Origin of the sequence: Leptolyngbya sp. DQ-M1, assembly GCF_039962505.1 — a bacterium.
In the GTDB taxonomy this organism is placed as follows: domain Bacteria; phylum Cyanobacteriota; class Cyanobacteriia; order Leptolyngbyales; family Leptolyngbyaceae; genus Leptolyngbya.
Genome location: NZ_JAMPLJ010000001.1, coordinates 201,829 through 223,418 on the forward strand (window position 1 = coordinate 201,829; position 21,590 = coordinate 223,418).

Below are 21,590 nucleotides of genomic sequence, written 5' to 3' on the forward strand. Positions count from 1 at the left end.
ATCGCTCCAGTAGCCGAGTCTGTGTTGGAGGTACATGACCGCTACAATCAGGATTCCTTGTGTTGCGAGCGATTAAAGTAATGCTTGCTACTTCCGAGGATCGCTAACTGTTGAAAAGCGCACTTATAAACTCTTGTCCATTTCTCTGCAAATCGCCGTGTAGTGCAAACGTGACCGCCTGCACTCGAATGTCCCCCATTCTATAAACTGCATTTCTGCCAAAATCTTGTGGATATACCAAAATTGCTTTGCTCACCTCTTTAGTCACAGCATAAGTAGTGATTTGGTATAGATCAGCATTATCAACTTTCTTTTTATACTTAGTGTCCAAGACACAATATACCGAATTATTTTTTGTGTCATAAATTACTAAGTCAATTTTGAGAAAGCGATTTTCCTCAGTTTCAATTAACATTCTTTCTTGTTTCCTCAAAGCGTAGCCTGCGGGTAAGTTCTGAGATAGCCACTCGGCAACAAATACTTCAAAAAGTTGAGCCATGTTCACTAAAAAAGCAAGCATGGTGTAATCTCCTAAATGATGACTAGCTCCGGTGCTTTCTATAAAAAATCTGCATAGAGCGTGTAATGGACGGTAATCTTCATTCAGGCGGTTATAACTTCTGTTAGTGCAGTCGTATGAGCTATACGGGCAGATTGTGGCTATACCGCGTAGTGCCTGATACGATTGGCGAATTAGCGGCAAGCTGTGAGAACATAAACCGCTATTGACAATTAGAAACAGCGCCCAACCTAGAATCTGGTTCTCTGGGACATCACCAGTAAGCTCTTGGTAGCAACATTTCAAGTTTACTTCCCACGGATTGTAAATTGCTTGTTTGATATCTATGCGTCCTCGAACACGAGGAAGGCGTTCGGCTGCTGAAACATACGTTTGATAAAATCCTTTTTGTGCTTTTCTTAGTACTTTCGATGCTAAAAGCTGGGCTAGACGCTCGTAGAAGCCTTCAATAGTAGCGCAATTAACCAGATTGTCTTGAAAACTAATGTCCAAGCCATAAGCGTACTCTAACATCTGAAACAAATTGCTAATCTCAACCTTTGGAACTAACCTCAATGTGATTTGTGAAGTTAGAGGAATGAAGCCGACCCAACCCCTAGAAATTAATTTCCATTGATGGTCTGTTCCAGCAGAAGGAAACTCCACGGAAATCTTATTCCCATATCGACTTCTAAGAAATTTTCCAATGTGAAGAGGTAGCAATTCTTGGGACAGTTGAAGCGGGGCATATTCGTCTAGCTCAATTATTTGTTTGTTCATGTCTCACAACCCCATCTGAGACATAATAACGCTCCATCTAAATTGATCTAATCTTTGGCGTTGTGTGAAAAAATATTCCTCTAAATATGGCTCAATCTCTGCTTTCCATATGACCTCAATGTTTTCAGATAGATCATCGCATAAGAAGAAAGATGTTCCTATTTCATAATTCGGATCGTCAATTTCTCTATTGAGGGATTCAAGTGTTTCGATAAGCTTCTCGATTGAGAAAGGCAATTCTTTTTCTGCGTAGTAGCGCCTCAACACATCATAATCAGGTTGTAAAGCAATGAATGCAAATCGGCGGCGCAGTGCATAGTCAATCAGAGCGATAGATCGGTCAGCCGTGTTCATTGTGCCAATAACAATCACATTTCGAGGAATTTCAAAAAGCTTACCGCTTGCCAAAGGAATTTTTTTATCACGGTACTCCAACAAGTACATCAATTCACCGAAAACTTGAGCAAGATTTGCACGGTTCATCTCATCTAAAATGAGGACGCAAATCCCCTGATAATTTTTTGCCTTTTCGCAGAAGTCCAGAAATCTACCATTCTTGTATGGATAGGTCAGAGTGCCGAGATTTGTGGAGACTGGACGAATTCCTTGAATAAAATCTTCATAGCTGTAGGCTGGATGAAACTGCACTATGTCATAAAAGCCACTTTCACCAGTGATGTGACGAACTAAATGCTCTGCAATGAAAGTCTTACCTGTACCAGGCGGACCGTATAATATGGCTTGCCTCTTGCGTTTGATTACTTTAGCCCACTGAGCTAGTTTCTCCTCTGTCAGATAGGTCGCATTCGCGCAGTCTTCTAGTGAGTATGCTGATTGATACAGCATCTGACCGGAATTAATTTCTTGTTCAGCAAATGAGACTGAAACTACATCTCCTGGAGAATTTATAGCGCCTTTCTCGAAAACATTCGGAGTTAGGTAAGCATCTTTTGGTGAGTCAGAAACTTCTATTTCAGCAGAAGCGTCAGTGCCCTGAATATTCTCAATCTGGTCAAACAGCAGACCTTGATGCGCGTCAGGCGAAGATAATCTCTCATTAATTTCTTCACGAATTGTGTCCCGAACTGATTGGGATTGAAAGGAAGACCAGACTTCATCATTGATTTTGATATGAGGTACATCTCGCCTGACCGATGCTGGATTAGCAGCATTGATTGTCTCTATATTAACTCCTTCTGAAGGCTGAGGAATCCAAACCTGTAAAGGTTCTTGGTCACTGCGGAGCCTAATGTATGGATTGGAAAACTGCTGTTCAACAACTTGGTTACTCGCTTGTTTTGGGATTAAAGTTTTGAAAAAATTAAAAAGCTCAGTGTACTTGAATTCATTAGGGTGATCAGGTTGTTTATCTAAGAGTTCAAGTACAGACAAAATCAGTAACGATTTGTACTCTGCCTTCCACTCTGGATTGAGCCTTGTACGAATCCTCTTAATCCATTGAATAACTTGAAAGTCTGGGCTTGGCATAATACTCTCCCTGTTTTAGATCGAGATAAATCAATTGCTGCATTCCTAGCTTCTGCGTTCCGCTTGTTTTGCCCGAATCGTCGATCGCACTAATTTCACCCGATACGGATCAGCATCTTTGCGCCACACCACTCGATGCCCTTTCAACTCAGCACAATGCTCCTCTAAGCACGATCGCCATCCTCGTCGATCGCTAATTCGCTTCCAATCCTCCAACAGTCCCCAATCCTCTTCCTGGCGACTCAACTTAGCAAACTTCTCGTGATGGGGATACTCAGGCATCACCAGCAAATCCTTCTGATGCAACACAGGTGGATTTTCATTCGGATCATGGTCGCGATAGTGAACGTGCAAATCCCGTAAATCAATCTGCATACTGGTATACAAGGCGGGATGGGGATCAGCATCAAAGTCTGGATAAACCAAGTAGGTGATTTTAGGCTTGCGGCAGTGGAATTTGATCACATTGGCTTCTTCAGGGCGACCGATCGTGCGGGAAGCGCAGCCTTCGTAGAGGCGGAGGAGTGGATCGAGCGCTTCGATCGCCGACACATGAACCCAAAGCGAATTTGCCAGCTTTTTCCCGATCGCACTGCTTTGACATCGTTCTGCCACCACGTCCAAATTGCCTAAACTCAGCAGCATTAGATCTGCGGCAGTGCAGGCTTGCTGATAGCCTCCGAACAGACTCTTGATATCCGTCTGAATCACAGGCGATAAATCTCTCAGCTTCGGACGACGATCGAAATGACTCAATGCTAGATAAACGAGCAAATCTTGACGACGGCGATCGCTAATTGCATCCCATTCTTGCGGATTGGTTGCCTGTAAGACAATTTGAAAGGCACGACGCAGGCTGCCAAACTCAGCGCTCAATGCCTCAGTTTCCGGTAATTCTTCTAGCGTCGGCAATCGTCCCCGATCAGTGAAGAACGTCATCAGTGGAGTCAGCATCTCCTTATAGTCTTCAAACCGCTTGTTCTGAAGCTGAACTTTGGGAACGCTGACCCGTGATCGGAATCGAGAGGCTCGAAAGCTTTGAGCTTGTGCCTCATCCCGAAACACAAAATAAATGCCGAGCGCGATCGGAACTGCATCGACTCCTAACACCTGATCGATGTACAGCTTGAGTTCTTCTTGGTCGTAATACTTCTGAAACGTATTACGGCTCGTGATTACACCATCTCCAAAAGCAATTTGGCTATTTCCTTGAGCAATTAAGACCTGTGCCGCCACAATCAAAACTTTCCGGGTGAGCGCCCAAGCTTTAATCAGTGCTTCTCGCCGCTCCGTTTGAGACTCAATCACATTAATGATGTACCCCAAGTTAACGACATCTGCCTCTGCTAACTCGGTGTCGGGACGATAATACGGGTCCCAGCCCAAACTGTCATAGCCCAACTTGGCAATGCGCTCCATGTCGCCACCTTGCCCACAACCGTAATCGAAGAAGGTGGTTCCGGTTGAGAAAAGACCGGCTTCTAATGCAAGACGGACAGGTTTAGAAAAGTCGTTGCGGCTGATCGCGGCTTTGTGTCGATCGATTTTGACCTGAGAACTTTGATGACTTCGTTGAACGATTGTGTGTCCGTGAAAGGCAACACGGAACTCTGCCAATCGTTTTTCCCATGCTAACCGAGTGCCAATTCCACGCGGATTGTCTAGCAGCCCCAGCGCTTCTTCTTGACGAGTCAGAGCCGCGAACTGCTGATAATAAGGATAATCTGACGCAACAAATGTCTCTTTGCGATGCAGGATAAAAGGATTCTCAGCGTTGCTGTAATCCCGGCGATTCACTTCCTGCTTGACCAAATCAACCTGAATACTCGCTGATAAAGCGGGATGAGGGTCAGAATCAAACTCTGGATACAGCAAATAAGAGAGGCTTGGCTTATCAAAACTAAATTTGACCAACGTAGCCGATTCAGCACAATCAGCAAGTTGTCGTGCCTCAGACTCGTATATTTGTAGCAGTGGATCGAGATGAACAATCGCTGAAATGTGAACGTAAAGTGCATCCGGCAGAAGTTTGCCTACCCGACTCTTTTGGCAGGCAGCCGTAATGGTGCTGAATTCAGGAAGACGACAAACCATTCAACACAGAAACTGAGCCACATCTCAGCCCGAACTGGAATTCATTATGCTACCGCTTGACAAAAGTTGGGTAATTCAAGCGGCTTCCAACCTACATCATTTGACTTCTCCTTATAGAACCTCTTAATTTTATCGCTATGGATGGGGTAGTAAAGAAATATCATGCGCTTTTTCTACGCTACCTGTAGTAGGATAAGGTCGCTTAGATTATATCGATTCCGGATGCTGTTCAGTTAGCCCAGAATCATACACAATAGATACGTTCGTTCTACATTAAATTATGGCAGTAGAGCAGATTACCCGCAGCACAGGCACGAATGGCACATCTAATCCAATCGTGTTTGCCCGTCATGAAACCTTTCATCCCCGATTTGGCTGGCTTAAGAAGGGGTTCGATCGTGCCTGCGCCGATCCAGAAATTTTCCTACGAGAGGATGCCCCAGTGCGTTTGGGCGTAGGAAAGAATATGGTGCGATCGATTCGCTATTGGTGTCAAGCGTTTAAGCTGCTCGAAGCCGATCAACCGACTGAATTTGGAATTCAATTATTAGGAGATGGGGGTTGGGACTCGTTCTTAGAAGATCCTGCCTCCTTATGGTTACTACATTGGAAATTGCTGGAGCCACCTTGCTACGCAACGACTTGGGAGTTTGTTTTTAATCAATTCCGTTCAGTGGAGTTTTCTACAGAAGAGTTGTTCAATCAGCTTTGTGAATATCGCGATCGCGTTGCGCCTCGAATGGCGGAGTCGTCCCTGAAGAAGGACATTAGCTGTGTGCTGAGAATGTATACACAGCAGCCTGAGAAGGCAACAGTGAGTGAAGATTCATTAGATTGCCCCTTCGCTGAATTAGGGTTGCTCTATCCGTCGGCAAACTCTCGTACCTATGGCTTTCGGATGGGGCAGAAGCCAACTTTGCCTGCTGCGATTGTGGTTTACGCCTGTTTGCATTACGCCGCTGTTGCGATGGCAGGGCAGGATCGAATTCCGCTCGGTAAATTACTTTATGATCCTGGCAGTCCTGGACAAGTGTTTCGTCTTACGGAAAGTGCGCTAGATGAAGCGATTACAGTTTTTGCAGATGAAACTTCTCTTGGCATTAGTGATGCAGCAGGAAAGCGAGAATTCTTCTTCAATGATGAGCCAATTGGAAAAGCAGGGGATATCCTGAACGCGTATTACAGAGCGAGGTAAGACGATGACTCAGCAAGCATTGGCAAATTATTTTAGTTTGCATCGTCGCTATCATCGCTCAATTAATCTAGAGCGGGATTTTGATAAGCCTGACGCAATTGAGGGATATGTTTTGACGGAGCGATCAACTGAGGCGCTCCAGCGAATTGTAACGGCAATTGGCAACCCGAAAACACATCATGCGTGGACAATTACGGGAACTTACGGCTCAGGTAAGTCAGCCTTCGCGCTCTACTTAACTGCACTCTGCACTCCTGAAGATAGTTCGCTCAATCAAGCAGCTTGGGAAGTTGCAGAACGGACATTACCAGAAAATTCCACTCTCTTTGAAGAGATAGCAACTCATATTCCCTCGCAAGGCTTACTGTGTGCGGTGGTAGCAGGAGCTAGAGAGCCTTTAAGTTGGACGATCATTCGGGCACTTGCGAATGCAGTTCGCCAAATTTGGTCGCGTAAGCGCAAGCCGGAAGCAATGCAAGCGATTTTAGATTGGGATGGAGAAATCTCAGTCGGTCGTTGCCAAGTTACCGATCAGCAGGTACTAACAGCAATTCAACAATTGAGTAGCGCAACTAGCCTCGAAGTTCTGCTGATTATTGATGAGCTAGGCAAGAACTTGCAATATGCCTCTTATCATCGCAGTACTGAAGACCTCTACTTACTTCAACAGATTGCAGAGTTACGCCATGAAGAGTATCAGGTTTATTTTCTCGGTTTGCTGCATCAATCTTTTGTGGGATATAGCGAGGCTCTCAGCGCGATCGAACAAAATGAATGGACAAAGATTCAGGGAAGATTTGAGAATCTACAACTGACTGAATCTCCGAGTCAAATGACTCGGTTGATCGGAATGGCGATCGAGCAATCGGATTCAATTACTTTAGTGTGCGCTCAACAGGCTCAAAATTGGCATCAAGCGCTTCAGTCAACACTGATCGATCAAGAAATCTCTGCAAAGATTTTAGCGTCAACTTATCCGCTGCATCCTTTAACTGCATTGGTTCTACCGTTACTCTGTACGCGCTATGCCCAAAATGATCGATCTCTGTTTACCTTTCTAACCAGCGATGAGCCTCATGCTCTAGCTCGATTTCTCCAGATACATCAACTAGAAGATGATCGGTTCTCAACGCTGAAGCTGCACCAGCTGTACGACTATTTCGTGGAGTCTGTTGCAGGACTAGCTTCTCAAGTCAATCTTCAACGATGGGTAGAAATTCAAGGCTTAATTCAGGATGCGCGATCGCAAGACGATGAAGACTTTCTCAAACTTCTGAAAACGATTGGAATTCTGAATCTGATTACCTCAACGGGGTCACTCAAGGCGACTCCTGATTTAGTGGCGCTTGCTCTATGCGATCGTCCAGGTGATCAGGCAGCTTTGAAACATTGGCGTGAACAGATTGACGCATTGAAAAAGCGCGGCACGATTATCTATCGTTCTCAGGCAGACGAACTCCGAATTTGGGAAGGTTCAGATTTTGATGTTGAAGCTGCTATCGTCAAACAGATTGAAGAACAAGCGCGAGTTTCCCTGGCTGAGCTTCTATCTACGACTCATCCCCTCAAGCCCATCGTTGCACAGCGTCATTACACTACAACTGGAAACCTCCGGTACTTTGAACAACGCTATGTAGACAGTTTGGTTTCCTTGACCGAATTACAGACATCAATCAGGGGCGCAGATGGCTTAATTGTTTACTGGCTGGACACTGAGGCTCCGGTTAACGTTCCAGCGCGAACTTTAGAGGGTAGACCGCTGATTCTGGTGACGACGACTCAACTCGATTTGCTGCGAATCCGATCGCAGCATTTGCAAGCACTCAAGACGATTAAGAGAAATGCTCCAGAATTGACTTCAGATGGTGTGGCACAGCGGGAAGTAACCCATCGTTTAGTCTCCGCCGATCGCTTGCTAAATGAAACCATGCAGCAATCCTTTAATTGGGTTGAGAACCAAAACCAATGCTGGGTTGAGGGAGAGCCTCGTCAGATTGTCAGTACTCGCGAATTTCAGGTGACGCTTTCGGATGTGTGCGATCGCACCTATCCAGTAGCGCTTCGTCTCGACAATGAGCTAATCAATCGTCGAGAACTGACCTCGCAAGGTGCAAAAGCGCGGCGTGAATTAATCGAAGCGATGCTTAAATCTGCCGACTTGGAAAGATTGGGTCTACAAGGGTATGGTCCCGAAGTAGCGATGTATTTCTCGGTTTTGGAAGCAACTGGAATTCATCGGCAGGAGAGGGGTGAATGGGGGTTTTATCCACCTCATTCACAGTCTGGCGTAGAGACAGTCTGGGAGAAGATCGAATCATTCTGCACGGCGGCGACCGACCAGCAGCGATCGCTTTCGTTGCTCTATCATGAATTGGCGTTGCCTCCCTATGGTGTAAAAGCAGGTGCGCTCCCGCTTCTACTGGCAGCATTCTTGCTTCACCGAGCCGAGGATATTGGGGTTTATAAAGATGGCACATTTATTCCTGTTTTAGGACCCGAACATTTTGAATTGTTGGTGAAAGCGCCTGAGCGGTTCTCGGTGAAACATTTCGAGATTGCTGGGTTGCGATCGCAGGTGTTCCAGCAGTTGGAGACAGTACTAAAGTCTCCCAATAGCAAAACGCCAACAGGAGTACGAAATGCATCTTTGTTAGCGATCGCTAAACCATTATTCAAATTCGTGCGGCAGCTGCCTCAGTACACCCTCAGAACTCAGCGATTAAGCCAAACTTCGCAGCAAGTATTGCAGGCACTTCAGACAGCTCAAGAACCTGATGAACTGTTGTTCTCATCCCTTCCAAAGGCTTGTGGGTTCGAGCCGATCGCGGCAGAATCCTTACCTAGTAAAGCTACGGCTGAGCAATTCAGGGACATGCTGGTTCAGTGCATTCATGAAATTCAAACAGCTTACGAAACTCTCTTACGAGAATGTCAAGCACATTTGCATGAAGCATTTACCGTAAGAAGTAAACAAGATAATTTGAGGGAGGATTTAAGAGTTCGAGCCAGTTATCTTGTGGGAAGTTGTATCGAGCCAAGATTAAAGCGATTTGTGCTAGATGCGGTTGACGAAACCACAACTCAAACCGAGTGGTTAGAGAAGTTAGTCATGACAGTATCAGATAAGCCCCCTCGAACCTGGAGCGATGAAGACTTTATTAGGTTTGAAAGGGATCTCAGTGATTTAGCGAGACGATTCCAAAATTTAGAAACTCTACAGAGAGAGATTAGAAAGACAGGAAAAGGATTTGAGGCTTTGAAGCTCACTGTTTCGGAAGCTGATGGAAATGAATCGCACGAGGTCGTCTGGGGCGATGACGAGCAAGTAGAGCAGATTGAAACTTTGATTTCTCAAATTCTTGATGACCACCCGATTTTAAGAAATAATTCTGGGTTACAGAAGTTTTTTGCGGCTAAACTAGGTCAGTATGTATTAAAACGAACAATGGAAGAGTCTCAGAACGAAATCGCGCAAGCGAAAAAGCGGAGTAAGAGAGCAGCGGTATGAGTCAAAAAAAGGTCAGGCATATCTTGGGACTTTCTGGAGGTAAGGACAGTACCGCTCTTGCCTATTTCATGCGTCAGAATTATCCTGACCTGGAGATCGAGTACTTCTTTTGCGATACACATAAGGAATTGCAGGAAACTTATGATTACCTGAACCGAATCGAAGCCCGTCTTCAAATCAAAATTAACTACTTAGAATCTGAGCGTGGCTTTGATCACTGGATGGATGTCTATGGTGGAGTTCTGCCATCGCCTCAAGTGAGATGGTGTACCAAGCAGATGAAGATTATTCCGCTAGAGAAATGGGTAGGGGATGACGAGGTAATCAGCTACATCGCAATTCGGGCAGACGAGAACCGCGATGGTCATATTTCCACCAAGCCAAACATTACGCCAAAGTTCCCCTTTAAAGAACACGGAAAGACAAAAGCGGATATATTGGCGCTTCTAGAAGAGAGTGGGCTTGGATTGCCTGATTATTACCGATGGCGATCTCGATCTGGTTGCTATTTCTGCTTCTTCCAGCGTAAATACGAATGGGTGATGCTAGCGCAGGAGCATCCTGACCTTTTTCAGAAAGCGGTTGATTATGAGCAAAATCATAGAGATGGCAGAACCTATACCTGGACGCAAGGTGAAACTCTACTGGAGTTGCTAGAGCGCAAAGAACAGATCATTGCCGACCATGAGAAAGCAATGGCTAGGCAAGTTCAAGAAAAAAATAATCAATCTCTCTCAGATATTCTAGCTTCAGTGTTAGACGATGAGGATGAAGCTTTGCCCTGCCTAGCTTGTCATCTTTAGCGGATGAAGTGTGTTTCGTCTGCGTTAATCTGATTAGTCGGTTCTGAGAGCCTTTAAGAAATGGATTTACGTCAGTACTATCAAAATCTTATTTCGTCATCTGAAGCAACCCTAAATGAGTCGCTTCAGAAGCTGGACGAATTAGCCAAGGTTCATGCTTTCACTGAAGACTTACTAATTTGGCATGAAGTCGTTCATACAAGAGTAGGAGCCACGGTAGTAAGATATGCTGCTGGAGAAATTCAGCTTTCTGCTCTCTCACTTGCCTATGGGCTATATAGACAAGCCTTTACCTCACTAAGGCTTTCCCTTGAGCTATCTCTTTCAGCCATTTTTTTCTCAACTAATGAATTAGAGTTTCGCGAATGGGAACAAGGAAAGAGAGACATCTACTGGAACCAATTAGTTGATGTAAATCCCGATACCAATAACGGCATTTTTTCAAAGAGATATGCTAAAGCCTTTTTTCCAGAGTTGGAAGATTCTGTTGCAGAATATAATAAGCTCGCCAGAAACACGTATAGGGATTTATCAGAGTTCGTACATGGTAATGCGTACACTTGGGAAATGAGTACGTCAAGTATCGGCTTTGATGATGCGCTGTTTCATAGATGGATAACTAACTTTGGAGGCGTTTCGAGAATTATCTCTTTCGGTTTGACTTTGCGTTTTCTTAAATCACTTGAGCGCGGTGAAATAAGCTCTTTGAAAGCTCATTTGCAGGAATATTTAGGGACAATACCTGCCATTCGAGAAGTTATTGGAGGCGCATTGTAACATGAACGACTTTCGCTTACGAACAGAAGATATTCGCTTAGATGAGATTCAAAATCTATTTGTATCCACGACGCTCGATCGAGAAATTATTAATTCTCTTAAGTCATCTAAAACTATTGTGCTTGAAGGCAGTCGGGGTACTGGGAAATCATTTCTTCTAAGAATGTCTGAAGTGGAGTTAAATAGCAGCTTTGCGACTGATAAAGTTCTGCCTGTATACATTAGTTTTGTTGCTAGTCCATTAATTCACACTAATGATCCAGAACAGTTTAAGCACTGGATGCTAGCTACCATTTGCTATGAGTTATTAAGAGCTTTACGCAGAAAAGGATTACTAATAGGTAGTAGTCCCGCGACTGCTTTGCTTTCGAGTCAAAACGAGAGTTCTGGAGGCCTTGAGCAAAAATTTGGCAAGATTATGCAGGCATACCAGGATTCGTATAAATCCAGTTCAACGAATTTTTCGATAGAAGATATACCAGATGTAAGACAGTTTAAGGATGCTGTAGAAGAAATTTGCGAAGAAACTAAAATTCGTAGAATTTATTTGCTTTTCGATGAGGCAGTACATATTTTCCGACAAGAACAGCAGAGACAATTTTTCACTCTGTTTAGGGATTTAAGATCCCCGTATGTTACCTGTAAAGCTGCTGTTTATCCAGGGGTCACAGCCTATGGAACTACTTTTGAAATGTCTCATGACGCAACTCACTTGAGAGTAGAAAGAGATATTTCAAGTGAAGGATACCTTGAAAGTATGAAAGAAATTGTCCTTAAACAAGCAGATGGAAAGTTGCAAGATGCAATTATGCAGAATGGCGAAAATTTTGCTGTTCTCGCTTACGCAGCTAGCGGTAATCCTAGAATGCTATTAAACACAGCCGAAAAATGTCCACGAATGAGAACGAATGAGGTGAATGAGACAATTAAAGACTTCTACAGAGCAGATATATGGACAGAGCATACCGGATTAGGTACTAGATACGCTGGTCATCGTTCTCTTGTTGATTGGGGTAGGAACTTTATAGAGAGACATGTTTTACCTGCAACTAGACAGAAGAATGAAGTACGGGCAGAACATAACGAGTCTACTTGCTATTTCTGGATTCATAGAGATGCTCCAGAGCTTGTAAAAGAATCTTTGAGATTGCTTGAATACACAGGGATAGTAAGAAAACATAAAGACGCTGTTCGTGCAACTGATTCAGAATTAGGCACGCGATATGAGCTGAAATTCGGATGCATTCTAGCTCTAGAATCTAGCCCTGTCGCTTCTGGAATGTCGCTAATTAAAACTTTAACTGCACGCCGCCTAACAGAATACGGAATGAGAAACCAGTTATTTCAGTCGCTTGATCTCGATTTCCATTCTGTATCAGATGACGATATTAGAGAGATGTTAATGTCTCAACTTGAACAGTCGGTTGAGCAGTTGAGATTAAGTGCATGGCAAATCAACACTCTTAGACAGCATAACTTATGCAAAATTCGAGATGTACTAGAGACTTCAGAAGAAGATATGAAAAGCAGAATTCGAGGCGTAGGTGAAAAACGTGCAGCAAGAGTGAGAAATGCAGCACTTGCAGAGTTGTTGGAATACCTATCGGGGTAATAGAGAGAAGATTTCTACTCTTAGACATCCCTTATTAAGCGACTGCTTGCTACTACAGCGTAATAATCAAATTAGGCAAAGATATGGAATTGACAGACGTAAACCACCCTTGCGCTCGTACCGACCATGACTATTCAATCGTGTGAAACATCAAAGTGGATCGAGTTTCTGCGCCAATACGGTCCGATCCCACGCAATGACAATATGTATGATGAGGTGATTCAGCGATCGCTAAAACGAAAGAAGATCCAACCAATCACTTTTGAGACAGAATATCTAAGCGAACTGCTCGAAAACTTTCGCTCAACATCACCTAAGTCGATTATTTTGACTGGAACCGCAGGCGATGGCAAGACTTATTACTGTCGCGAGATTTGGGAAGAATTCGGTGGTTCTGTAGAGAATTGGCAGAAAGACGACAAAATTCACGAGTTGGTGCTAGGAGATCGACACCTCGTTGTCATCAAAGATTTAAGTGAATTGAATGCGAACGAGAAGAGATCGCTTCTACCTCAAGTTGCAGCAGCTATCACAGGCGAAGACACTACCACGGTTTATCTGATTGCTGCCAATGACGGTCAATTAGTAGAAGCTTGGGCAGAAGCCGCACAAACCGCAGGAATTGAAGCAGTCCGGCAAGCGATCGAAGACCTTCTAGTGAATGATCTGCGCGAATCAGATGGATATCAGGTAGGACTCTATAACCTCAGCCGTCAAAGTGCTGCTGTGCTATTTCCGCGCATTCTGGACGCAGTTCTAAATCATCCAGGATGGGGAGACTGTAACCAGTGCGCTTACCAATCACAGGGATGCCCAATCTGGCAGAACAAGCAGCGACTAGAAGGAACGGAAGACGATAAAACTACAAGAGAGCGGCTAACCGACCTTCTCGCACTTTGCGAATTAAACCAAATGCACCTTCCAGTGCGCCAGTTGCTTTTGCTAGTTGCCAACACATTATTAGGTCATCCAGACGCAAAAGATCGACTATTGAATTGTCGGCAAATTCCCAGCATCATTTCTGCTGGAACCACTTCGTCAGCTAGCCTCTATCGCAATATTTTCGGAGAAAACTTACCGGATCGTCGGCGCGAGTCTACTGAAGTTTTCAAAGTGCTACGCGGGTTTGGCATTGGGGCAGAAACCAGCAACCAGATTGACAATATTTTGATCTTTGGAGCAGATGACCCAGAACTACAGACACTTTACACCGAGCTAGTCCTTTCTGATTCATTCTACGGAGCAGACCTCAAATACCAAGCCCAACAACATGCTTACCTGGAGGGAGACGCAGCGAGAGGGCAAGAAGAATTTCTTACTGTCCTACAAGCCCAGAGACAGCGATTGCTCTTTACGATTCCTAGCGATCGCACAGATATGAAGCTTTGGGATCTCACAGTTTTTAATTATGCTGGGGAATATTTGAACGACCTCTACAGGGCACTCCAGGAAGGAAAGAAAGTTCCCAAACCAATCACTTCGCGTATGGTGAGAGGCTTAAATCGCATCTTTACAGGCTTGTTAGTTAGCAATCAGGACGAACTAATCCTGGCAACATCAGGAAGTTACTCTCAAGCAAGAATTAGCCGCGTTTATGAAGAATCCATTTCTGTAACTCGAAAGCGAGGTGAAAGTGTCTCGATCAAACTAGATAAGAGCCGTAGGAAACCGAGTTTGATCGTTAATCTTGCTTCCGATATCGCTCCAATTAGTTTCAACTTGACTCTAACTCGGTATGAATACTTGAGTAGAGTGGCTGAAGGTGCGCTTCCGAGTAGTTTCTCTCAGGAATGTTATGAGGACGTTCTTGCTTTCAAAACTCAGGTCTTCAAGCAGTTAGCGGTTCGGCAATCGTTAGAAGGTGAAGCCGATGAAGAGGCAATGAGTATTCGACTTCTGGAAATCAACAGTGCTGGTATTGCGAGTGAGCATTCTCTTGAGGTCTACTTCTGATGATTGAAATTCTTTCCCGCCCTCAATACATCGAACAATCTCAACTCAATATGTGGGTTGACGAGTCAATTTGGGGACATCGGTTGTATGACGAACAAACTCCCTGGCTCTGCATATTAGAAATGTTCTGCATTGCTCAATCAGAGGCTCGCAAAGGAAGAGGATTCGTTGAAGGGAAGGAAAATGATCTGAGCTATGAAATCTATCCTCGCCTTTATCTTCGTAATATTCTCTTCAATAATCCTCACCTTGAAGCGATCGCGGCTGTCGAATCTCTGGACGACAGCGAACGGTGGCAGATGTGGATGGATGCTATTTCTAGCAACGTCGGCGGATTAGCTTCTTCTGACTTTAGCTATCTCAAATCCAGGTTTGGCTCCTTTAAGCACTTCTCCGAGATTGTCAAATTTCTACAATCGAGCGCTATTGAAGGCGATAGTAATAAGCGGTGGAGTTCAAAATTCGTCTTTCCTTACGGTCCCGATTGTCTCTACGAAGATCTTCGGGTCACTGGTGATAAAGTGACTAATGACCGTCGTTTTTTTGCTAGAACAGGCGAACTCCTCTACCTGATGCTCTGCCGAAGTGGACGAGGTGAACAGATTCTGTCCTGTTTGGAAAAGATAGGAATTATTGTTAGTGATAGTTCGAGCAACCATCGAGGTTCCAAGTGGAATCAGCTAGTACTTGCGCTTCAGTCTCCTAGTGAACAATCTCCCAGATCGAGCGGCAGTCCGCCCTATCTCCCTTATACCCAGCTTCCTGAGTATGAACGGTTAGCCGATGATTGGTTAAATATTCTGGGGTGTGATCTGCCGGATTATGATGCCCTACCTCACATTGTGACCATTACTGGATTACATCTAATCATTTACTTGCTGAGTCGAGCCAAAGCAACATTAGGGCAGCAATCTCCTCCACGCTTTGTACTAGAAATTGTTTCACCTAAAAAGACAACAGTTCGTGAATTGGCTTCTGATGAATTTCAGAACAACAACTTTCTGCCTAAACAAGCGATCGAGCATTACATTCGCAGCACAGCTAATTTACCAGAATGGCAAGCCTGTCTCAACTCTTACAATCCTGTTGAAGATGCCATTGATCTGCTACAAAAACGCTTTGCTTGGTCTGCCAAAGGAGAAGACTCTGAGGGTGCAGGCTCTCCAGAAGCTCTGCTCGATTCTTTGCTAAAAGAATCGGTAAGACGACATCAACAGCATCTTGCTAAATTTCATGGAAGTTGGGCACGCGAAATTGGCTTGTCTTCTAGCCGAAGTAGCCGCCGCACACGATATGCACCGACCGATGCACTGCTAAGAACGCTGGTACTTGCCTCTGTACCGACTCGAATGGAATTCCAAGAGTTTTTGGCAACTCTGCATCAGAAATACGGATTTGTCATTGGCGATCGCCAAGCAGAATCCCTCATCAACTCTGGCGATGCTGATCGAGAAGACTTTGTAGCCAATGCCGAGCGATTAGAGCGTCGCCTTGCCAGTATTGGACTGCTTAAACGCCTCTCTGATGCTTGTGCCTACGTCCAAAATCCCTTTGCCTCGGAGGTGAAATGATGCAAACTATCGAACTAATCGGTCAAGTCGCGGCTGATTTCCTTAAACGCTCAATTCAAACCGACGAGGCAGAGTCAAATGAGGGCGTTGCACGGTTTCTACTCAATCAACTCACCGCTCAACAAGTTGCAGAAGTTTGTCGAACCATTTTGCAGGACTCGAAACTTGCTCCACTGGTCAAAATTCAGGTTCCGCGTGATCTAGTGGGGGGCTGTAACCTACCTGATGAAATTCTGACCGATGAGCGAACTGTTCACTTGCGCCATTCAGCCTGCTATCGTCCGGCTCTTCTCTTAGCAAATAGTAGTGATGATCAATCGCAATCCCTCAATGACATCACCTCTATTAGTGCCCAAGAACTCAAGGGGCAAATCGAATGCTGGATTAATCTCGCCTCAAAAGATCTAGCAATTCCAGATGAGCAAATTGACTACTGGCGTAAAGCTCTTAGAGGGCTACAAAGGGTTGGAACTCCCAGCTTAGAGAATTTTGCGGAATTTATTGTTCAAACGCGATCGCGCATTTTGGATCAGAGTCTTCCGGTTGTAGATGCTTTAGGCTGGGCGCTGCCTGCTTTGCGGCTTCCGCGTGACTCTGCATTCTTCCGTGCCATTCCCGAAACTCAGTGGGGACAGACTCAACGTTGGGAGAAGCTGTTTCAGCAAGCTTTTAGCAAACGTGCCTGCCTATTACTCAAACAAACATCCAGCCGTAAACCCATTGATGAGCAAGATCTACAAACCGCTTTCGATAAAGTAAAAGAGGATATCCCTGAGAACGCTCATCCTATCATTCAGTCATTTATTTCCAGTGCCGCAGGTTGGAACGCTCAAGCCGAGGCGCTTACTCAGTTCGAGTGGGAATCTGACAATATCAACACTCTGTTCTCTGGACTCAAAGCGCAGAAAACAGATATTGCTTCTTTAACGCTAGATTTCTTCAATGACGAGTTCCCCGATACACTAACGGAGGAAGAGCTTCAGTATCTTAATGCTCTCAAGAAACGCAACAAACGAGAGGCATTAGACGAGGATCGGGAGTTTTATGACGCTCATCGCCAGGAATTAGAAGGCGATCGCAAACTCAAAGCCAAGTGGGATAAGTTCGTCTATGGGCAGCCGATCGAATGTACAGATTTTATGATTGGGTTGCTTCAAGCCTTTGAGCGACTATTTGATCAAGCAGAAAATGTTGATAGCGTTAAATCACTCAAGATTGAAACCCAGAAGAAAGCGGCTAAAAGCAAATGGCTAGAACTTAATGCTGATGTCGGTCGATATTTCTGCACCCGCTATCGAGGAATTGAACAACTGACTGCTCCCCACATTGAATGGGAAACACATTGGTTGTTCAAGTACGAAACTCTCATCGAAGAGACACAGAAAAAGCAGAAAGCAAAATATCGCGAAAACACTTCTACTGCAAAAACGGCAACAGAAATCAGATTCTATGTAGAAATGCGAGATGCCGCTCAGTCATTAATTGCAAAGACTCAATTGGTTTGGCGCTGTAATCCAAATGCGATCGGCATGGAGTTAGCGAATGATTTTGAGCGAATGCTCAAAGATTCACCGTTTCAGCTTTCTCAAGTCTCACGGGAACTGGTGAGTAAAAAGGGACGACTGCAAGGGATCTCACTCTTTGATGTAGGTACGTTGATGGCGGCATATCGTCAGGATCGAGGGTCATTGGTCAGCAAGTACGATCGTAAAAGTGATCTCGACAAAATGCTACCTGCAAAGCTCAAACAAGCGGTAGCAGAAGGTCGTCTCTTGAAAGAAGGTTCCGATGCAATCACAACCGCATGGAAGACTTTTTCTGAAACTTATCGAGCTGCGATCGCAGGCTTCACTTCTGAAGGACAAGGTATTGCTAATTCAGAGTTGTTGCACCAGTGCGAAGCTTACGAAACACTTCTCAAGACCGTTCTGACCTACGTTAAAGGCGACCTCAATCGCATCGACTTATATCAGCCTATTTTGCGCTTGGGCTGTATCCGAATTGAACGGGGTAAGCCTGCGGCAATCATCGCTCCTTGGCATCCTCTAAGATTAGCCTCGATCGCAATCAAAGCCCGTCAGTTAGCAGGTTTGCTGCGATATATCATCTCAACTCCAGAGGTGAATTTTGGCGATTCCCGTCTTTTCTTCGCCGACTTACGCAACGAACTCGATCACCCTTACTACCCTGAAGTTTGTGTGGGCTATCAAGGTCAGCAACCGGAGCTTTTGTCGGTTTCTGATACTGTCAATGACTACAGTTTGATGGAGCGCCCTACGCGAGACGAAAGCGATCGCACAAGCAACGAAAATCCTGCCGAAGCTGCTGATCGGTTACTTGGAATCATTCGTCGTTATGTAGAACTATTACCGCATGAGAAGACCAACCTGAGTGTAGTTCTGTACCAGAATGACTCAATTAAACTGCCTCAAGCGATCGTCAATAAACTTAGCGAAGAACTTCAAGACGATCGTGAGGAAGTTCGCTGCCAAGTGATTCTGCGTCATAGAAATGGGCAAAAGTTAACTCAACTCTATGAGCAAATGCTAGAGAGTTCTGACGCTGATCCGGATGCTTTTATTGCGAGTGAAGTGTCTCAAGACTTTATGGCAAGGCTTCGCATCTCCGTAATGTCAAATGATGTCCCACCTACTAATTCTAGAGAGGGTAAGTTTGCAGACATCGTGTTTCTACAAGATGCGATTTCCCGACAAGCAAAAGTCGTTTGGCAGACTTCTCCATTTAGCAGTGATGCCTCTGACTTGCTCATTCACTCTCCAGCACGGTGGTCACGCAAACGTCCCTCCGCAACTGATGAACTTAAATCCACGGTATATCTAACTTGTCCCAAGCAGCCTATCGTCGGGCAAGCCTATCTTGATCTGGTCTACAGCACAATTAAGGGCGAAGACTGTTCTCCTAATCAACACTTTCTACCCGCCCGCCAAATTTCGTTCCAGGACGAGACGACGAAGACGACCTTCGATGAGAGTCATCGCTTAGGAGAATGGGTAGTCAACTATGATGATCTTTTAGAAAGACGACAACTGGTTAATCAGGGAGTGAAAGTAATTCGTTATCAACAACACCGAACTGATGAACGTAATTTTTTAGTCTCTTCGGATGCGTCGTTGAACGTTCTCAAAGTGTTGGTGAGAAAACGGTTAGGTGATCTCAACCTAGCGCTAGAAAGCGATCGTATTGATAAACTTGTAGAACGTTTGATCAATGATGCCAACACAGTTTCTGGTGACATTGTGCTGAGAGCCGCTAAATGTGGCAGATTTGCTAGTGAACTGATGGGTGTTGTGCTTAGCAAGGCGATTATTACAGCAGAAATGGGAGTGCAAAATCCCATTGGTTGGTATTTCTTAGATGACTATGCTTCTTGGCTGGGGCAAAAAGAGGGGCAGATTGCTGACATCATGGCAATCTCACCGCAGTATGTTGATGATGAACCTATTCTTAAAGTTATCATCGCAGAAGCAAAATACATCGACGTTGCTGGATTAGCGGATGCTCGTAAAACTTCTCAGAATCAATTACGGCAAACTGTTGATCGCATTGCAGATGCTCTTTTTATCAGTCCTGGTCGTCTCGATCGCGACCTCTGGCTCTCTCGCCTCAGTGATCTACTCTTAGATGGCATTGAGTTCAGTTCTAACAACAAAGTAGATATTGAGCAATGGCGTGAGCAGATTCGTTCAGGCACTCTTCGGATTGATTTATCTGGATACTCACACGTTTTTGTCACAGGTACAAATGATAGTAATGTAGAAGGCGATCGCTCTCCTATTGCTAAAGTTGAGCGTTGCTTCCAGGAAGTCTTCGATCGCGAATCAGTTCGTAAACTGGTTCTGGCATATGAATCAGGACAGTCGCTATTCCCTATCCGAGAGCAAATCGGTGATGATAAACCGTGGACGGTTGCTCAAGCTCTACCACCTGCTGGACGAGTCACTTGGGTCATGGAGATTGAGAAAGTAGAAGCAATCACCGATCAGCCAAACGTAACCGTAGAAAACGAACTAGAACGCATTACTCATTCACTTCAGCAATCTATTCCCAATAGCTCGGCTACGCCTATTACTTCTCCTGATTCTTCTGCTCTCCCAATGATTGAGAATCTCGATAGTTGGGCAAGTCCAGCGCTGGCTGCTTGGTGGCAACAAGGACAAGCGCAAAATAGTCAGCACGATGCCGCAGCGGAAAAGTGGTTAGAAGAGACTGCTGGAAAGTTACGGACGGCACTATTAGGATATAGTCTGCAAGCAAAAATTGAAGGGCTGCGCTTGACTCCCAACGCCGCGATCGTGCGGTTCAAAGGCTCTGACCATCTGAAGCTAGACGATATCGAGAAGAAGCGATCGCAACTTCTAACCACTCATTCGCTTAATGTAATTAGCCTCTACGGTCAGCCTGGTGAAATTGTGGTTTCGGTTGCTCGTCCTCAACGTCAAACCATTTCTCTACGCGAGGTATGGGAGAAACGCAAGGTTAATCGATCACCTTCTGGGGTCAATCTTAGTTTTGTTCTTGGTGTTAAAGAGATCGATGGAGAACTGCTTTACCTCAACTTAGGTGGCAGCTTCGAGAATTTGGAGCAACACGCGCCTCATACTTTAATTGCTGGTGCAACAGGAAGTGGTAAATCGGTTCTGCTGCAAAATCTTCTGCTTGATATTTGTGCAACCAACTCTACCAGGCTGGCTCAAATTTACTTGATTGATCCCAAAATGGGAGTCGATTATGCCAACATCAGCGATCTACCTCATCTCAAGGAGGGCATCATTATCGAGCAAGAGCGTGCGATCGAGATTCTCGAATTTCTGGTCGAGGAGATGGATAATCGATATCGTAAGTTTCTTACACAGAAGGCAAAATCTTTGCAGGATTATAATTGCAAAGTGCCTGAGTCAGATCGACTTCCAGTATTGTGGCTGGTTCACGATGAGTTTGCCGAATGGATGTTGGTAGATGAGTACAAAGCGGCTGTCTCAACTGCTGTGCAGCGTTTAGGCGTAAAGGCGAGAGCCGCAGGAATCTATCTGATCTTTGCAGCACAGCGACCTGATGCTAACGTGCTTCCAGTGCAGCTTAGAGACAATTTAGGCAATCGCCTGATTTTGAGAGTTGAGAGCGTAGGCACTTCAGAAATTTCGCTTGGACAAAAAGGAGCAGAAAACCTTTTGGGTAAGGGGCACCTAGCGGCGCGACTCACGAACCAATCCGACCTCATTTATGCTCAAGTTCCCTTCCTTGGAGATGAAGATATGGCGACAGTCGCAGAAATCATCAAGCAACAGTGAG

At 44.9% G+C, this 21,590-nt stretch carries 11 protein-coding genes; 8 read left to right on the top strand and 3 right to left on the bottom strand.

Going from position 1 to position 21,590, the window contains the following annotated elements:
- Nucleotides 1-103 precede the first annotated feature (103 nt).
- The 3 genes from NC981_RS00960 to NC981_RS00970 are packed head-to-tail and all read right to left on the bottom strand — an operon-like array spanning nucleotide 104 to nucleotide 4,861.
- The gene (locus NC981_RS00960) at nucleotides 104-1,279 is read right to left on the bottom strand and encodes a restriction endonuclease (protein WP_348241160.1); all 1,176 of its coding nucleotides are present in this window, start codon (nucleotides 1,277-1,279) and stop codon (nucleotides 104-106) included.
- 3 nt (nucleotides 1,280-1,282) lie between these two features.
- Entirely contained in the window at nucleotides 1,283-2,767 is a 1,485-nt protein-coding gene (locus NC981_RS00965; protein ID WP_348241161.1) for an AAA family ATPase, read from the bottom strand.
- Nucleotides 2,768-2,812: 45 nt separating this feature from the next.
- Entirely contained in the window at nucleotides 2,813-4,861 is a 2,049-nt protein-coding gene (locus NC981_RS00970; RefSeq protein ID WP_348241162.1) for a DNA phosphorothioation-associated putative methyltransferase, read from the bottom strand.
- Between the two features lie 280 nt (nucleotides 4,862-5,141).
- Between NC981_RS00970 and NC981_RS00975 the strand changes: the two genes are divergently transcribed.
- The 8 genes from NC981_RS00975 to NC981_RS01010 all read left to right on the top strand — a co-directional run bounded on the left by NC981_RS00975 (nucleotide 5,142) and on the right by NC981_RS01010 (nucleotide 21,589).
- Nucleotides 5,142-6,056: a DUF4007 family protein gene (locus tag NC981_RS00975; RefSeq protein ID WP_348241163.1), complete on the top strand. Its 915-nt coding sequence runs from the start codon at nucleotides 5,142-5,144 to the stop codon at nucleotides 6,054-6,056.
- A gap of 4 nt (nucleotides 6,057-6,060) precedes the next feature.
- Nucleotides 6,061-9,564, top strand: coding sequence for a hypothetical protein (locus NC981_RS00980; protein ID WP_348241164.1), 3,504 nt, complete (start codon nucleotides 6,061-6,063; stop codon nucleotides 9,562-9,564).
- On the top strand, nucleotides 9,561-10,367 hold the full coding sequence (locus NC981_RS00985) for a phosphoadenosine phosphosulfate reductase family protein (RefSeq protein WP_348241165.1): 807 nt from the start codon (nucleotides 9,561-9,563) through the stop codon (nucleotides 10,365-10,367). The genes NC981_RS00980 and NC981_RS00985 overlap by 4 nt, the downstream gene beginning before the upstream one ends.
- A 60-nt stretch (nucleotides 10,368-10,427) precedes the next feature.
- Nucleotides 10,428-11,144 (top strand): hypothetical protein, encoded by a 717-nt coding sequence (locus tag NC981_RS00990; RefSeq protein ID WP_348241166.1) that lies wholly within the window; start codon nucleotides 10,428-10,430, stop codon nucleotides 11,142-11,144.
- Nucleotide 11,145: 1 nt separating this feature from the next.
- The gene (locus NC981_RS00995) at nucleotides 11,146-12,756 is read left to right on the top strand and encodes a DNA-directed RNA polymerase subunit alpha C-terminal domain-containing protein (RefSeq protein WP_348241167.1); all 1,611 of its coding nucleotides are present in this window, start codon (nucleotides 11,146-11,148) and stop codon (nucleotides 12,754-12,756) included.
- A gap of 126 nt (nucleotides 12,757-12,882) precedes the next feature.
- Nucleotides 12,883-14,709, top strand: coding sequence for a hypothetical protein (locus NC981_RS01000; protein WP_348241168.1), 1,827 nt, complete (start codon nucleotides 12,883-12,885; stop codon nucleotides 14,707-14,709).
- Nucleotides 14,709-16,280 carry a hypothetical protein gene (locus NC981_RS01005; protein WP_348241169.1) on the top strand — a complete coding sequence of 524 codons (1,572 nt, stop codon included), beginning with the start codon at nucleotides 14,709-14,711 and terminating at the stop codon, nucleotides 16,278-16,280. The genes NC981_RS01000 and NC981_RS01005 overlap by 1 nt, the downstream gene beginning before the upstream one ends.
- Nucleotides 16,280-21,589 carry an FtsK/SpoIIIE domain-containing protein gene (locus tag NC981_RS01010; RefSeq protein ID WP_348241170.1) on the top strand — a complete coding sequence of 1,770 codons (5,310 nt, stop codon included), beginning with the start codon at nucleotides 16,280-16,282 and terminating at the stop codon, nucleotides 21,587-21,589. Before NC981_RS01005 ends, NC981_RS01010 begins: the two co-directional genes overlap by 1 nt.
- The last annotated feature ends 1 nt before the right edge of the window (nucleotide 21,590 follow it).

What these genes read in the sequence shown, in the direction of transcription:
- NC981_RS00970 (WP_348241162.1), bottom strand. Translation starts at nt 4,861, where the DNA reads ATGGTTTGTCGTCTTCCTGAATTCAGCACCATTACGGCTGCCTGCCAA.
- NC981_RS00995 (WP_348241167.1), top strand. Translation starts at nt 11,146, where the DNA reads ATGAACGACTTTCGCTTACGAACAGAAGATATTCGCTTAGATGAGATT.
- NC981_RS01010 (WP_348241170.1), top strand. Translation starts at nt 16,280, where the DNA reads ATGCAAACTATCGAACTAATCGGTCAAGTCGCGGCTGATTTCCTTAAA.
- NC981_RS00965 (WP_348241161.1), bottom strand. Translation starts at nt 2,767, where the DNA reads ATGCCAAGCCCAGACTTTCAAGTTATTCAATGGATTAAGAGGATTCGT.
- NC981_RS00975 (WP_348241163.1), top strand. Translation starts at nt 5,142, where the DNA reads ATGGCAGTAGAGCAGATTACCCGCAGCACAGGCACGAATGGCACATCT.
- NC981_RS00960 (WP_348241160.1), bottom strand. Translation starts at nt 1,279, where the DNA reads ATGAACAAACAAATAATTGAGCTAGACGAATATGCCCCGCTTCAACTG.
- NC981_RS01000 (WP_348241168.1), top strand. Translation starts at nt 12,883, where the DNA reads ATGACTATTCAATCGTGTGAAACATCAAAGTGGATCGAGTTTCTGCGC.
- NC981_RS00990 (WP_348241166.1), top strand. Translation starts at nt 10,428, where the DNA reads ATGGATTTACGTCAGTACTATCAAAATCTTATTTCGTCATCTGAAGCA.
- NC981_RS00980 (WP_348241164.1), top strand. Translation starts at nt 6,061, where the DNA reads ATGACTCAGCAAGCATTGGCAAATTATTTTAGTTTGCATCGTCGCTAT.
- NC981_RS01005 (WP_348241169.1), top strand. Translation starts at nt 14,709, where the DNA reads ATGATTGAAATTCTTTCCCGCCCTCAATACATCGAACAATCTCAACTC.
- NC981_RS00985 (WP_348241165.1), top strand. Translation starts at nt 9,561, where the DNA reads ATGAGTCAAAAAAAGGTCAGGCATATCTTGGGACTTTCTGGAGGTAAG.